Raw genomic sequence first — 14,720 nt, forward strand, 5'->3', positions numbered from 1 at the left:
TCACCGGCGTACGCATGCGTACGCCGGTGAAGAGCCCCTACGTACGTCACGGCTGCTCGGCCGTCAGATAGCGCTGCACCGTGGGTCCGAGCCAGTCCGCCAGCTCCTCGCCGGACAACGCGACCGCGGGCGGGAACCGCAGTACATAGCGGGTCAGCGCCATGCCGAGGATCTGTGAGGCGCAGAGCCCGGCCCGCCGCGGGGCGTCGGCGGGATCGGGGCAGACGCGGCGCGCGACCGGCAGCAGCTGGTCCCTGAAGATGCCCTGCATGCGCTCGGCGCCCGCCGGGTTCGTGATGCCGACGCGGAGCATCGCGGTCAGCACCTCGTCCTTCTCCCAGACATCGCGGAAGTGGGTCACCAGGGCGCGCCCGACGTCCTCGCGCGCCACAGCGGTGAGATCGGGCAGACGCAGATCGATGGCCGAGGCGGCGGCGAACAGGCCCTCCTTGTTGCCGTAATAGCGCATCACCATCGACGGATCGATCCGCGCGTCCTTGGCGATGGCGCGGATGGTGGCCCGTTCGTAGCCGTCGGCGGCGAACCGCTCGCGGGCGGCCGTGAGGATCGCGGCGCGGGTCGCGTCGGAGCGGCGGGATGGTGCGGCCGCTGTCTCGGCCGCTCTTGTCGCCTCGGTCGCCGGATCGGGTGCGCCTCGGTTCATGCAAACAATCGTAGGCCAACGTGTGTTGACAGTCCATGTCGGCGGTCCTATCTTAGCCAACAAGCGTTGACCAACAGTTGTTGGCACAAGGAGGCCGCCATGAACGGAACCCAGGAAACGCAGGACGCGACCCGTACCGCGGACCCCGCCGTCATCGTCGTCGGCTCCGGCCCCACCGGGCTGCTGCTCGCCGGGGACCTGGCGGCGGCAGGTGTCCCCGTCACCCTGCTCGAGAAGCGGCCGCACGGGATCAGCAACCTCTCCCGCGCCCTGGTGCTGCACGCCCGCACCCTCGAACAGCTCGACGCGCGCGGCCTCGCCGACGACCTCGAGGCCATGGGGCAGCCCCTGGACCGCCTGCGCCTCTTCGCGCACCTGGAGGTCGGCCTCGACAAGCTGCCCTCGCGCTACAACCACCTTCTGGTCCTGCCGCAGTACGAGGTCGAGCGGGTCCTCGAACGCCGGGCGGTCGAGGCGGGCGTCGACTTCCGGTACGAGAGCGAGGTCACCGGACTCACCCAGGACGCGGACGGCGTGACCCTCGAAGTCCGGGGCCCCGGCGGCGAGAAGAGCACGCGACGGGCGGCGTACGTCGTCGGCGCCGACGGGCTGCACAGCCCGGTCCGCAAGGCCATCGGTCTGCCCTTCCCCGGAAAGTCCGCCATCCGCTCGGTCGTGCTCGCCGACGTGAAGCTCGCCGAGAAGCCCGCATCGGTCCTCACCGTGAACGCCGCCGGCGACGCCTTCGCCTTCATCGCGCCCTTCGCCGACGGCTACTACCGTGTCATCGGCTGGAACCGCGCCCACAACGTCCCCGACAGCGAGCCCCTCGACCTCGAAGAGGTCAAGGAGATCACCCGGCTCGCGCTCGGCCGTGACTACGGCATGCACGACGCCCGCTGGATGTCCCGCTTCCACAGCGACGAGCGCCAGGCGCCCGCGTACCGGGTCGGCCGGGTCTTCCTCGCCGGGGACGCCGCGCACGTGCACACCCCGGCGGGCGGGCAGGGCATGAACACCGGTCTGCAGGACGCCGTGAACCTGAGCTGGAAGCTCGTCGCGGCGGTCGACGGCCGCGCAGCGGAAGGCCTGCTGGACACCTACCAGTCCGAGCGGCACCCCATCGGCAAGGCGGTCCTGCGCAGCAGCGGCGGGATCGTACGGCTCGCGATGGTCAAGCGCCCGTGGTCGCGCGCGGCCCGCGCCGTCCTCGCGTCGTTCGTCAACGTCGTGTCCCCGGTCCGGGACAGGGCGATCGGCCAGATCACCGGCATCGGGTACGCCTACCCGGCCCCGAAGGGCTCCCACCGCATGACCGGGCACCGCGTCCCGGACATCGCGCTCAAGGAGGGGCGGCTCTACGAGGCTCTGCGCGAGGGCGAGTTCGTGCTGATCACTCCGGGGGACGCGGGGTACGACGCCGCCGACGTGGTCGGTGCGGTCGGTGCGGCGGGGCGTGCCGTTGTGACGCACTGGGCCAGCCAGCGGCGTACGACCATCCTTGTCCGCCCCGACGGGTACGTGGCGTGGGCGGCGGAAGAGGCGGACGCGGGGTCGGTGCGGGCGGCGCTGGGGGAGTGGGGTGTGGAGTAGAGGAAGCAGGGTGTGGAGTAGGGGGGAATGAATTGTTCGGTTCTACTTCAAAGAAGCCTCGGAAATATTCGATGGACCTGATGGGTGCGGGGGTGCGACGGTAGTCCCGCAGCCAACCAAGAGATCAGCGAATCAGCGAAGAGATCCCCGCCGGGTGGTGTCCACCTCGGCGGGGTTCGTGTTTTCCCGGAGCGACCGGGAGAGAGGCAAGGGGTAACAGTGACTGTCGTGACTGTCCTGGACCGGACGACCTCCATCCACACCGCGCCGGAAGCGCCGGACGTGTCGGCCCCGGCGGCGGCGGACAAGGCGCGGCGGGCCGCGGGCCCCATCGGCCTCGGCCTCGCCCTCGCGGCGCTCGCCACGGTCGTCTGGTCGGGCAGCTTCGTCACCTCGCGCGCCCTGGCCGACAGCGTGCCGCCCGTCCAGCACGCGTTCTGGCGGTGGATCATCGCCATTGCGGCGGTGGCGCCGTTCGCCGCACGCCAGACGTGGCGGCAGCGGGCCCTGCTCCGCAAGCACATCCGCTTCCTGCTCCTGGCCTCCCTCCTCGGCGTCACCATCTACAACACCCTGGTCAACCAGGCCGGGGTCACCACCACCGCGGGCAACATGGGCATGATCATGGCGGCGTCACCGGTCCTGATGGCGGTGTACGAACGCCTCGGCGGTACGAAGCTCGGCGCGCGCCGCGTGACGGGCATGCTGATCGCCTGCGCGGGCGTCCTAGTCCTGGTGTCCGGCGGATCGCTCTCCATGGACTTCGCCGCCGGTGACCTGTGGGTGATCGCGGGGGCGCTCTCCTTCGGCTCGTACAGCGCGCTGCTCAAGCGCAAGCCGGCGGAGATCGGCGGACTGCCGTTCCTCTTCGCGACGTTCACGCTCGGCGCGCTGATGCTGTTTCCGGTGTTCGTGGCCAGCTTCGTGCTCCAGGGCGGCTTCACGCCGACCGTCGGGACGGTCTCGCCGCTCCTCTACGTCGGTGTCGTCTCGTCCGCGATCGCCTTCTTCGCCTGGAACAAGGCGATCTCGATCATCGGCGCCGCCCGCGCCGGCGTCATCTACTACCTCCAGCCGGTGTGCGTCGCCCTGCTCTCCTTCGCGGTGCTCGGCGAGGCGATGGGGTGGCTTCAGGTGATGTGCATGGGGCTGATCCTCGGCGGGGTCGTGCTCGGTGCGGCGCGCTCGAAGCAGCCGGCGAAGCAGCAGACGAAGCAGCGGGCGAAGCAGCAGGCGAAGTAGGGGGCGCGTCCCGTGCGATCACCTCTTGTGACCAGTCGGTACGTTGACTCCATGAGCGAGTGGGACATCAAGAAGCTGCAGATCCTGCGTACGTTGAGCGAGCGGGGCACGGTGACCGCGACGGCGCGGGCGCTGCAGATGACGCCGTCGGCGGTGTCGCAGCAGCTGTCCAACCTCGCGAAGCAGCTGCGGGTGCCGCTCCTGGAGGCGCACGGGCGGCGGGTCCGCCTCACGGACGCGGCGCATCTCGTCCTGCGGCACGCCGAGGCGGTCTTCGCCCAACTGGAGCAGGCGGACGCGGAGTTGGCGGCCTACGCGCAGGGCGAGGCGGGGGAGGTGCGGGTCGGGGCCTTCTCGACCGCCGTGCCCGCGCTCGTGGTCCCCGCGGTGCGGGAGCTGCGGGCGGCGGCGCCGGGGATTTCGGTACGGGTCCGCGAGGTGGAGGCGGCGGAGGCGTACGAGCTCCTTGCCGCGGGGGAGGTGGACGTGGCCCTCTCCCTGGCGGTGACGGCGCCGGCCGCGGCGGACGCGGACACGCGCTTCACGCGGGAGTCGCTCCTCGCGGATCCGCTGGACGTGGCGCTTCCCGGGGATCACCCGCTGGCGTCGGTCGACGGCCTCCGACTCGCCGACCTGGCCGGGGAGCCGTGGATCTTCGGGGGCAGCGGCCCCTGGTCGGAGATCACGCGGGCGGCGTGCGAGGGGGCCGGGTTCACGCCCGAGCAGGCGCATTCCGCCTCCGGCTGGACGGCGATCCTCGCCATGGTGGAGGCGGGGATGGGGGTGGCCCTCGTGCCGCGGATGGCGGCGGAGCGGCGTGACGGGGTGGTCATGAGGGGCCTGACCGCGGACCGCCCCCGCCGCCACGTGGTGGCGGCGGTGCGCCGCGGGGCTGCGGGGGGAGCGGCGGTCAGCAGGGTCTTGTCGGCGCTGCGCGGGGCGGTTCCCCTGCGGGGGGCCGGAGCGGAGTAGGGCGCGCCCTGCATTGGGGGTGCGGTGCAGCACCCCGAGTCTTCGGCGCGAGGCTTTCGTCTGCGGGCCGACATCCCCCTTCCCGCGCTCCGCGCGAACCTTTCCCGCCCACCCGCCCGAGTACCCCGTATCCGTGCGGTGGCCGGGTTGCCGTCTGCGGGCCGACATCGCCCTTACCGCGCTTCGCGCGGATCTCTCCCGCCCACCCGCCCGATTGCCCCGCGGTCGTGAGGTGGCCGGGTTGTCGTCTGCGGGTTGGCGTCCACTGTGCCGCGCTTCGCGCGGAGCTATCCCGCCCACCCACCCGCTCACCCCGTAGTCGCGGGGCAATCGGGCGGGTGGGCGGGGAGAATCCGCGCGAAGCGCGGGCTCGGTCGGATGCGGCCGGCGGACGAGATCTCCCCCACCCTGCGGATGCGGGGTAATCGGGCGGGTGGGCGGGAGACATCCGCCGCGAAGCGGCGGGCTTGTGAGCGTTGCGACGAGCGGCGGGGGCTGCCCCAGCGCCGAGCCGCAGCGCTCCAGCGCCGAGCACGCAGCGTGGCCCCCCGGCTCGGGGCCACCCTGGTAAGGAGCAGCCCCCGGCCGGAGGTCATGTGTCGCCGGCGCAGGGCAGCGCGGGTCCAGCCCGCCCGGCAAGGGCTACGCGTCTGCCTCCTGCGCCCGCAGCGCCCGCTCGACGCCCGCCCGGGACTCCGTGATCAGTCGGCGCAGGGCCGCCGACGGCGCGGCCGAGTCCAGCCACGCGTCCGTCGCGTCCAGGGTCGCCCGGGACACCTGGACCGCCGGGTACAGGCCCACCGCGATCTGCTGCGCCATCTCGTGCGAGCGCGAGTCCCACGCACCCTTGACCGCCGCGAAGAACTTCTCCGTGTACGGGGCGAGGAGTTCGCGCTGGTCCGTCTGGACGAAGCCGGAGATCACGGACTCCTGGATCGCGTTCGGGAGCTTGTCGGACTCGACGACGGAGGCCCAGGCCTCCGCCTTCGCCTCCGGCGTGGGCCGCGCCGCCCGCGCCGCGGCAGCGTGCCGCTCGCCCGCCGCCGTCTTGTCACGGTCGAGCTCCGCCGTGATCCCGGCCTCGTCGAGCCGCCCCTTCGCCGCCAGCCGGTGCACGAAGGCCCAGCGCAGCTCCGTGTCGACCGCGAGGCCCGCGATGGCCTGCTTGCCCGACACCAGCTCTTCGAGCAGCGTCAGCTGCTCCTCCGTACGCGCCGTCGACGCGAAAGCCCGCGCCCACGCCAGCTGGTGATCGCTGCCCGCCTCCGCCGCACGCAGGTGCGAGAGCGTCGCCTCGGTCCAGTCGGCCAGCGCCGCCTCGCGCCCGGCGGGAGCCGCGTACAGGTCGAGCGCCAGCTTCACCTGGCGGTGCAGCGACTGCACGACCCCGATGTCCGACTCCTTGGCGATGCCGGACAGGACGAGGGAGAGGTACTCCCGCGTGGGCAGCTCCGCGTCCCGTGTCATGTCCCACGCCGACGCCCACGAAAGGGCGCGCGGCAGCGACGCCTCGAAGTCGCCGATGTGCTCCGTCACGAACGCGAGCGACTCCGCGTCCAGGCGTACCTTCGCGTACGAGAGGTCGTCGTCGTTCAGGAGGATCACCGCCGGACGCTCGCGGCCCACAAGATCGTCCACGGCGGTCAGTTCGCCGTCCACGTCCAGCTCCACGCGGTCCGTGCGCAGCAGCTTGCCGCTCGCCTCGTCGAGGTCGTACAGGCCGATCGCGATCCGGTGGGGACGCAGCGTCGGCTCGCCCTTCGCGCCGGCGGGGAGAGCCGGCGCCTCCTGCTTGACCGCGAACGACGTGATCCGGCCGGATGTGTCGACGTCGACCACCGGCCGCAGGACGTTGATCCCGGCCGTTTCCAGCCACTTCTTCGACCAGGTCTTGAGGTCGCGCCCGCTGGTCTCCTCCAGCTTGCCGAGCAGGTCGGACAGGCGCGTGTTCCCGAAGGCGTGCGCCTTGAAGTACGCCTGCACGCCCCGGAAGAACTCGTCCTCTCCGACGTACGCCACGAGCTGCTTCAGGACGCTCGCGCCCTTCGCGTACGTGATGCCGTCGAAGTTGACCAGGACGTCGTCGAGGTCCTGGATGTCCGCCATGATCGGGTGCGTGGAGGGCAGCTGGTCCTGGCGGTACGCCCACGTCTTCATGGAGTTGGCGAACGTCGTCCAGGAGTGCGGCCAGCGCGAGTTCTCCGCGTACGCCTGGCAGGCGATGGAGGTGTACGTGGCGAACGACTCGTTCAGCCAGAGGTCGTTCCACCACTCCATCGTCACCAGGTCGCCGAACCACATGTGGGCCAGCTCGTGGAGGATGGTCTCCGCGCGCGTCTCGTACGCCGCGTCCGTCACCTTCGAACGGAACACGTACTGGTCGCGGATGGTCACCGCACCCGCGTTCTCCATCGCGCCCGCGTTGAACTCCGGCACGAAGAGCTGGTCGTACTTGGCGAAGGGGTACGCGTAGTCGAACTTCTCCTGGAACCAGTCGAAGCCCTGCCGCGTGACCTCGAAGATCGCGTCCGAGTCGAGGAACTCGGCGAGCGAGGGCCGGCAGTAGATGCCGAGCGGAACCGACTGGCCGCCAGGACCCTCGTACGAGCTGTGGACCGAGTGATACGGACCGACGATGAGCGCCGTGATGTACGTCGAGATGCGCGGCGTGGGCTCGAAGACCCAGACGTCACCGCTGGGCTCGGGAGTCGGCGAATTCGAGATGACCGTCCAGCCGGACGGTGCCTTCACGGTGAACTTGAACGTCGCCTTGAGATCGGGCTGCTCGAAGGAGGCGAAGACACGGCGCGCGTCGGGCACCTCGAACTGCGTGTAGAGATAGGCCTGTTCGTCGACCGGGTCGACGAAACGGTGCAGGCCCTCGCCCGTATTGGTGTAGTCGCAGTCGGCTACCACCTTCAGCTCGTTGGGCCCCGCCTCCAGGTGCTTGAGCGCGATGCGCGAGTCCCGGAAGACGGCGGCCACGTCCAGCGAGCGCCCGTTCAGGACGGCCTCGTGGACCGCCGGGGCAACGAGGTCGATGAACGTCTCGGCGCCCGCCTCCGCGGAATCGAAGCGCACCGTGGTCACCGAACGGTAGGTGCCGCCCTCTTGTGCGCCGGAGAGGTCGAGATCGATCTCGTACGAGTCAACGGTGAGCAGCTTCGCGCGCTGCTGCGCCTCTTCGCGGGTCAGATTGGTGCCGGGCACGCGGTCATCTCCTCAGGTACGACTTGTGGCGTTTCCGGCCATCCTTCCACGTGGGTCCGCGGACGTGACGGGGCATTGTCCGACGGCCGCCACGCGGCATTGTTAGCGGGCTTCCGTGCCACTAGCATCCGCGCGTCGACACACGCCCCGGGGGGAGCGTCCATGGGACTCCGACGGTCACAGCGATTACCGGGAGCACCACGATTACCGGAATCGAGACGATGGCGAAGATCGCCGCGATCCGGTGGTGCGAGGTGCGCCCGATGATCGACGTACTCGTCGTGGGAGCCGGGATCGGCGGGCTCACCACCGCGCTCAGCCTGCACGCCGCGGGCATCGGGGTACGGGTCGTGGACGCGGTGGACGCGCTGCGGCCCGTCGGGGTCGGCATCAACCTCCTCCCGCACGCCGTGAGCGTGTTGACGGAGCTCGGCCTCGGCGCCGAGCTGGCCGCCACGGCCGTGCCGACCGCCGGGATCCTGCACTTCGACCGGCACGGCAACCACATCTGGGGCGAGCGTCTTGGCCTGGCCCGCGGCCACCACTGGCCGCAGTACTCGCTGCACCGCGGGGCGCTGCAGCTGATCCTCCTCGACGCGGTACGCGACCGCCTCGGCGAGAGCGCCGTCCAGACCGGCACGGCGTTCGTGCGGTACGCCGAGCCGGAGGGGTCGGGGGCGCTGCGGGTGACGCTGCGGGACGTGGCCCGCGGGCGGGAGTTCGCGGTGCCGGTGCGGGCCCTGGTCGGGGCCGACGGCCTGTACTCGGCGGTACGGAACTGCCTGCATCCCGGCGAAGGACCGCCCTTGTGGAACGGCGTCCGGATGTGGCGCGGCGTCACCGAGTGGGAGCCAGTGCTCGGCGGCCGGACGATGGCGATCGCGGGCAGCAACGCGACCACGAAACTCGTCGTCTACCCGATCTCGCGGGAGGCGGAGACGCGGGGGCGGGCGCTGCTCAACTGGGTCGCGGAGGTGCGCTTTCCGGTCCATCACCACGGGGCGCCGGGGCCCGTCGACTGGAACCGCTCGGGACGCCTCTCCGACGTCCTGCCGCACTTCTCCGGTTGGCGGATCGGGGATCTGGACGTGCCCGCGCTGCTCGCCGCGACCGGGTCGACGGGGCGGATCCTGGAGTACCCGATGGTGGACCGGGATCCACTGCCCTGGTGGGGACGCGGCGCCGTGACCCTCCTCGGCGACGCGGCCCATCCGATGTACCCCGTGGGGTCCAGCGGGGGTTCGGAGGCGATCCTCGACGCCCGGGCCCTTGCGGTGTGCATGGCCCGTGCAGGGGTGGACCGGGTGGGCGGGCTGCGGGCCTACGAGGCGGAGCGGTGGGGCCCCGCCAATGCGGTGGCCCTCGCGAACCGTGCGATGCCGGTGGACGCGGTCCTCCGGACGGTCGCCGAGAGGGCCCCGGAGGGGTTCGCCAGGGTGGAGGACGTGTTGACGGGGGAGGAGTTGGCGGGGTTGGGGGAGGGGTATCGGCGTATGCGGGGGGTTTGGTAGCGGCCTTGGCCTTGGTTGCCGTCATCACCGGCTCCGCCGAGTTCGTCTGGGGGCGGAGCCCCCTGCGCGGCGCAGCCGCCAATGGATACAGCCGGGAAGGGGCGGGGTTGGGGAAAGCGACGTCTGAAATGCGCCAGCCCCGCCCCACCCCCACGCGCGAAGCTCGCCCCATGACCGCAACCACCACGCCCCTGACATACACCCCCCGCCCCATAGACCCCACCACCCTCAACCAACTCCGCATCACGGACGACGCCGCCCGCCCCTGCACCCCCTACGTGGACAAGGAGGGCGGAGACCCCCTCCGCTGCTGCCTGCGCCCCACCGCCCCCGGCGAACACGTCGCCCTGGTCGCGTACGCCCCCCTGCGCCGCTGGGCGGCGGAGACCGGCGCGACCCCCGGCGCCTACGACGAGCAGGGCCCGGTCTTCATCCACGCGCAGGACTGCGAGGGCCCGGCGCCCCGCGACGGGGAGTACCCCTTCGCCCGCCCCGGAGCCCTCCGCACCCTCCGCCGCTACAACGCCGAAGGCCACATCATCGGCGGACGCCTCCTGGAGATCCCGGACCCGGCGACGGAAGGCTTCGACGCCGCCTTCGCGGAGGCCTTCGCGGACCCGGAGGTCGCCCTCGTGCACGTCAGGGCGGTCGAGTACGGCTGCTTCCACTTCGAGGTCCGCCGACCTTAGGAAACCCCGCCCACCGCCCGCGCGAACGCCCGCACCCGCTCCGTCCCCCCGTCCCGCCGCCACACCATCCCGAGCACCGAATCCGGCACCCCCTCCACCGGCACGAACGTGACGTCACGCCGCCCGTGGTACTCCGCCGTGGGGCGGCACAGCAGCATCGCCCCGCGGTCGGCCGCGACCAGCGTCAAGCCCTCCTGGAGGGTGCGCACTTGCGGGGCCGGTGCGGTCGACGGGGCCTGTGCCGTGCGCCAGTACGCCGGTGCCGGCGCCGTCGCGGAGATCAGAGGAACCCCGGCAAGCTCGTCCGCGTGCAACGAGCCGCGGCCCGCGAAGGGATGACGTACCGACACCGCGACCGTCTGCTGCTGGCGGGAGAAGAGCGGACCGAGCACCAGATCCGGCTCCTCGACCGGCAGCAGCACGATCGCCGTGTCCACATCCCCGTGCCGCACCGCCCCGAACGGATCCGCGAACGGCACCTCCACGATCTCCGTCACACAGCCAGGATGCCGCTCCTGGAAGTCCGCGATCGCCCGCATGAGGCGGGCGTCCGCCGTCCCCTGGAAGCCGATCCGCAGCCGCCCCGTGACCCCGCGCGCCGACTCCCTTGCCGTGTCCACCGTGGCGCTCAACGTCTCGTACGCAGGGCGCAGTTCGGCCAGGAACCGCTCGCCCGCCGGAGTCAGCCGCACCCGCCGGCTCGACCGCTCCACGAGTCGTGTGCCGATCCGCCGCTCCAGGTCCCGCAGGAGCTGGCTTACGCGGCTCTGCGACACGTAGAGCCGCTCGCCCGCGCGGCCGAAGTGCAGCTCGTCGGCGAGTGCCATGAAGCACTCCAGCTCCCGTATCTCCAGCACCGGCAACCCCCTCATCCCCGAGCCGTCCATGAGCCGTCCATGAGCCCCGCTCATTCAAGGATGAGATCTTCGCCGTTGTTCCCCGAGGGCGCCCGGCGAAGGCTTGACCTCATGAAAGCCACCCCACTCGCATCCCCGGAACTCGCACGGCGGCAGCGCTCCCTCCCCCTGCCCGTCCTCGCCGTCGCCGCCACCACCTTCTCCGTCGTCACCACGGAAATGCTCCCGGTCGGCCTCCTCACCTCCCTCTCCGCCGGGCTCGGCGTGTCCGACGGGACCGCGGGCCTGACCGTCACGCTCCCCGGCGTCATCGCGGCGCTCGCCGCGCTGCTGCTGCCCGTCGCCGTGCGGCGCGCGGACCGGCGTACGGTGCTGTGCGCGCTGATGGCCCTGCTCGCCGCCGCCAACCTCCTCTCCGCGCTCGCCCCCGCCTTCGGCGTGCTGCTCGCTGCGCGGGTCCTGGTCGGGGTCTGCATCGGCGGCGTATGGGCGATCGCGGCCGGACTCGGCGCGCGGCTCGTGCGCGAGGAGGCCGCGGGGCGGGCCACCACGGTGATCTTCAGCGGGATCGCGGTGGCGTCCGTCCTCGGTGTCCCCGCCGGTACGTTTCTCGGTGAACTCGCGGGCTGGCGCTGGGCGTTCGCGGTGATGGGGGCGTTCGCACTCGCGGTCGCCGGACTGCTGGCGGCCTCGCTCCCGCCGCTGCCCGCGTCGGCGGCGGTACGGCTCGGCACGTTCCCCGGGCTGCTGCGGAACGCGCGGCTGCGGGCGGGACTCCTCGTGGTGCTGCTCCTGGTCACCGGGCACTTCGCCGCGTACACCTACGTACGACCCGTCCTGGAGCGCGTGCCCGGCCTCGGCGCCGGGCTCATCAGCGGGCTGCTGCTCGCCTACGGGGTGGCGGGCATCGCCGGAAACTTCGCGGGCGGCGCGCTCGCGGCCCGCGATCCGCGCCGGGCGCTGCTCGCCATCTGCGCGGGTCTTGCCGCCGTGGTCCTGCTCCTCGGGCCCGCGGGCGGCTCGCTCCTCGCGTCCGTGCCGCTCCTCGTCGCGTGGGGCTTGGCCTACGGCGGGGTCTCCGTCTCCACCCAGCAGTGGATACTCACCGCCGCTCCCCGCGCGCGAGAGGAGGCGTCGGCGCTCTTCGCCGCGGTGTTCAACGCGGCGATCGCCCTGGGCGCCCTGACCGGCGGCCTGGTCGCGGACGGCTACGGGACGACGGACGTGCTGTGGCTCGGCGGCGGCCTCGCGGCCCTCGCGCTGCTCGTCGTGGGGTACGCGATGGGGGCGGCCACCGAATAAACGGTGCCCGCCCCCATCCGCGTAAGACCTCAGCTCATGAACTTCAGCAGCTCATGAACTTCAGCCCTTGAGCTCGGCCGCCACCAGCTCCGCGATCTGCACCGCGTTCAGCGCGGCGCCCTTGCGGAGGTTGTCGTCGGAGATGAAGAAGGCGAGGCCGTTCTCCGCCGTCTCGTCGTTGCGGATGCGGCCCACGTACGAGTCGTCCTTGCCCGCGGCGACCAGCGGGGTCGGGACGTCCGTGAGGACGACGCCCTCGGCCGACGCGAGGATCTCGGTGGCGCGCTCGGCGCTCAGCGGACGCTCGAAACGGGCGTTGACCTGGAGCGAGTGACCGGTGAAGACCGGCACGCGGACGCAGGTGCCGGAGACCTTGAGGTCCGGGACCTCGAGGATCTTGCGGGATTCGTTGCGGAGCTTCTGCTCCTCGTCGGTCTCGTTCAGACCGTCGTCGACGATGGAGCCGGCCATCGGCAGGACGTTGTACGCGATCGGCGCGACGTACTTGTTCGGGGCCGGGAACTCCGTGGCCGAGCCGTCGTGCGTGAGCTTGGGGGCGTCGTCGCCGACCTTCTTTACCTGCTCGAAGAGCTCGTCGACACCGGCGAGACCCGAGCCGGACACGGCCTGGTAGGTCGCCACGACGAGCGCGGTGAGCCCGGCCTCCTGGTGCAGCGGCTTCAGGACCGGCATGGCGGCCATCGTCGTGCAGTTCGGGTTGGCGATGATGCCCTTGGGGCGGTTCGCGATCGCGTGCGGGTTGACCTCGGAGACGACCAGCGGGACCTCGGGGTCCATCCGCCAGGCCGAGGAATTGTCGATCACGACGGGACCCTGCGAGGCGACCTTCTCGGCCAGGGCCTTCGAGGTGGCGCCGCCCGCCGAGAACAGGACGATGTCGAGGCCGCTGTAGTCGGCCGTGGAGGCGTCCTCGACCGTCACGCCGTCCAGGGTCGAGCCGGCCGAGCGGGCCGATGCGAACAGACGCAGCTCGTCCGCCGGGAAGTCCCGCTCGACGAGGATCTTGCGCATGACCGTGCCGACCTGACCGGTGGCTCCGACGATTCCGACCTTCACAGGGACATCCTCCGTATGTGCATGGGCACAGGCTTTGGCCTGCGCCGGTTCCATGATGCGTCTGTCCACGGGCGCCTTGTCCAATCCATTGTCCGAAGTTCGGGATGTCACATTCCCGGCGGGAAACTCTTCGACATTCCCCCGGCCCCGCCGAACGTTTTGGGCCGTCCCCGCGTCCTAGGGGAAACGCGGGGACGGGAGGGGTGTCTTGCTGCGCGGAAGAATGCGACGGGACCGGCAAGGCCGGCGGGAGGGGGCGGATCCGCTCGACGCGGCCCAGGAGGACCGGGTGCGGGCGGTGCTCGCGCTCGGCGGGGTGCCGCACGCCGATCTGCCCGACGGTGTCCAGCAGGTGAGGCTCAAGCTCCTGGAGCGGGCCGCGGACGGGCGCGAGGCGCCGCGGGACGTGTCCGCGTGGGCGGCGGTTGTCGCCTCGAACCTCGCCATGGACTGGCACCGGGCGCGCCGCAGGCAGGAGCGCCTCGGGGAGCGGCTCGCCGTGCTGTGGCGGGAGGCGACGGACGAGGACGGGGCGGAGACGCGGGCCCTCTCGATGGCCGTCACCCAGGGCCTCGACGCGCTGCCCGACACCCAGCGCCAGGTCGTCGTCCTGCGCTTCTACGCCGATCTCCCGGTGCGGGCGATCGCCGACGAGCTGGGCATACCGGAGGGCACGGTCAAGAGCAGGCTGCATACGGCGGTACGGGTGCTGCGGACGCGGCTGCACGAGGGCGAGGTGGTGTGACGGTGACCAAGGACGAGATGGCCGGGGACGGCTACGACGCGCTGATGCTCGCCCTCACGGACGAACCCCTGCCCGCCGATGCCGGGCGGGACCCGGAGCTCGCGGCGGAGCACGCCGCGGCCGTGGCGGACGTCGCACTGCTGCGGGAGCAGATCGGGGTGGTGGGGCGCGCGCTGGCGGCGCCTGCTCTTGCTCCCGCTCCTGCTTCTGCTCCCGCTCCTGTTCCCGCGCTCGCGTCCGTGCCGGACCAGTGGGCCGGCGTACGCCCCGCCGGGGCCCGGCGGCGTCGCGTGACGGTGGCGTTCGGCTTGGCCGCGGCCACCGCTGCCGCCTCGCTGGTGGGCGGGCTCGCCTGGCTGGCTATGGAGAGCGGGGGCGGGATCACCGCGAACGGCGACTCCGACGCGGCGAAGGGAGCGGCGCCCGAGGCGGGGGACCAGAGGGCGGACGGGGGCGGCTCGAACGACACGGACCGGAAGCCCGGGGCGTACGCGGCCTGTGCCCGGCTCATCGTGGAAGGAACGGTGAAACGGGTCGAGCCGGTCCCCGGCGGCGTCAGCGAGCGGATCGTCCTGGACGTGACCCGCTACTACAAGCCGGACCAGGGGGCGAAGCGGATCACGTTCGTGATGGACGTGGACGTGGACCCGCGGCTCGGGCCCGGCGACCGGACCCTGATCGGCATCCCGAAGGGCGAGGCATCGCCGGACATCTGGTCCAAGGGGGAGAAGGACCTCGCCAAGGACCGGGCGTGGATCGAGCGGGAGCTGCGGCCGGGCAAGGGAAACAAGGGAGCAGAGGGAGAGACGACGACATGCTGAACGCGCAGACCCCGTGCCGGGCCGGACAGAACCGGCC

Annotated in this window: 12 protein-coding genes; 8 read left to right on the forward strand and 4 right to left on the reverse strand. The window is 71.8% G+C overall.

Features of this window, described 5'->3' with window-relative positions:
• Nucleotides 1-46: 46 nt before the first annotated feature.
• Complete coding sequence (locus ACWFR3_RS44975) at nucleotides 47-664, reverse strand: TetR/AcrR family transcriptional regulator (protein ID WP_453740509.1); 618 nt, start codon at nucleotides 662-664, stop codon at nucleotides 47-49.
• 99 nt (nucleotides 665-763) lie between these two features.
• Here ACWFR3_RS44975 and ACWFR3_RS44980 point away from each other — a divergent pair, with 99 nt between their 5' ends.
• The 3 genes from ACWFR3_RS44980 to ACWFR3_RS44990 all read left to right on the forward strand — a co-directional run bounded on the left by ACWFR3_RS44980 (nucleotide 764) and on the right by ACWFR3_RS44990 (nucleotide 4,471).
• Nucleotides 764-2,257, forward strand: coding sequence for an FAD-dependent monooxygenase (locus ACWFR3_RS44980; RefSeq protein ID WP_453740510.1), 1,494 nt, complete (start codon nucleotides 764-766; stop codon nucleotides 2,255-2,257).
• A 228-nt stretch (nucleotides 2,258-2,485) separates the two neighbouring features.
• The gene (locus tag ACWFR3_RS44985; RefSeq protein WP_453740520.1) at nucleotides 2,486-3,499 is read left to right on the forward strand and encodes a DMT family transporter; all 1,014 of its coding nucleotides are present in this window, start codon (nucleotides 2,486-2,488) and stop codon (nucleotides 3,497-3,499) included.
• 51 nt (nucleotides 3,500-3,550) lie between these two features.
• Complete coding sequence (locus ACWFR3_RS44990) at nucleotides 3,551-4,471, forward strand: LysR family transcriptional regulator (protein ID WP_453740511.1); 921 nt, start codon at nucleotides 3,551-3,553, stop codon at nucleotides 4,469-4,471.
• A 642-nt stretch (nucleotides 4,472-5,113) separates the two neighbouring features.
• On the opposite strand, the gene pepN is transcribed toward ACWFR3_RS44990, so the two are convergent.
• Nucleotides 5,114-7,681 (reverse strand): aminopeptidase N, encoded by a 2,568-nt coding sequence (gene pepN / locus ACWFR3_RS44995; RefSeq protein ID WP_453740512.1) that lies wholly within the window; start codon nucleotides 7,679-7,681, stop codon nucleotides 5,114-5,116.
• A 221-nt stretch (nucleotides 7,682-7,902) separates the two neighbouring features.
• Here pepN and ACWFR3_RS45000 point away from each other — a divergent pair, with 221 nt between their 5' ends.
• Together ACWFR3_RS45000 and ACWFR3_RS45005 are read left to right on the forward strand one after the other, a co-directional pair.
• On the forward strand, nucleotides 7,903-9,192 hold the full coding sequence (locus ACWFR3_RS45000) for a flavin-dependent oxidoreductase (protein ID WP_453740513.1): 1,290 nt from the start codon (nucleotides 7,903-7,905) through the stop codon (nucleotides 9,190-9,192).
• Nucleotides 9,193-9,362: 170 nt separating this feature from the next.
• Nucleotides 9,363-9,881: a DUF1203 domain-containing protein gene (locus tag ACWFR3_RS45005; RefSeq protein ID WP_453740514.1), complete on the forward strand. Its 519-nt coding sequence runs from the start codon at nucleotides 9,363-9,365 to the stop codon at nucleotides 9,879-9,881.
• Here ACWFR3_RS45005 and ACWFR3_RS45010 read toward each other — a convergent pair.
• Complete coding sequence (locus ACWFR3_RS45010) at nucleotides 9,878-10,792, reverse strand: LysR family transcriptional regulator (protein ID WP_453740515.1); 915 nt, start codon at nucleotides 10,790-10,792, stop codon at nucleotides 9,878-9,880. The genes ACWFR3_RS45005 and ACWFR3_RS45010 overlap by 4 nt on opposite strands.
• Before the next feature lie 57 nt (nucleotides 10,793-10,849).
• Between ACWFR3_RS45010 and ACWFR3_RS45015 the strand changes: the two genes are divergently transcribed.
• Nucleotides 10,850-12,040 carry an MFS transporter gene (locus ACWFR3_RS45015; protein ID WP_453740516.1) on the forward strand — a complete coding sequence of 397 codons (1,191 nt, stop codon included), beginning with the start codon at nucleotides 10,850-10,852 and terminating at the stop codon, nucleotides 12,038-12,040.
• Between the two features lie 60 nt (nucleotides 12,041-12,100).
• On the opposite strand, the gene ACWFR3_RS45020 is transcribed toward ACWFR3_RS45015, so the two are convergent.
• Nucleotides 12,101-13,117 carry an aspartate-semialdehyde dehydrogenase gene (locus ACWFR3_RS45020; RefSeq protein WP_453740517.1) on the reverse strand — a complete coding sequence of 339 codons (1,017 nt, stop codon included), beginning with the start codon at nucleotides 13,115-13,117 and terminating at the stop codon, nucleotides 12,101-12,103.
• 208 nt (nucleotides 13,118-13,325) lie between these two features.
• Between ACWFR3_RS45020 and ACWFR3_RS45025 the strand changes: the two genes are divergently transcribed.
• Nucleotides 13,326-13,862: a sigma-70 family RNA polymerase sigma factor gene (locus tag ACWFR3_RS45025; protein WP_453740518.1), complete on the forward strand. Its 537-nt coding sequence runs from the start codon at nucleotides 13,326-13,328 to the stop codon at nucleotides 13,860-13,862.
• A 2-nt stretch (nucleotides 13,863-13,864) separates the two neighbouring features.
• The gene (locus ACWFR3_RS45030; protein ID WP_453740519.1) at nucleotides 13,865-14,683 is read left to right on the forward strand and encodes a hypothetical protein; all 819 of its coding nucleotides are present in this window, start codon (nucleotides 13,865-13,867) and stop codon (nucleotides 14,681-14,683) included.
• Nucleotides 14,684-14,720 lie beyond the last annotated feature (37 nt).

This window comes from Streptomyces sp. NPDC055189 (assembly GCF_053606765.1).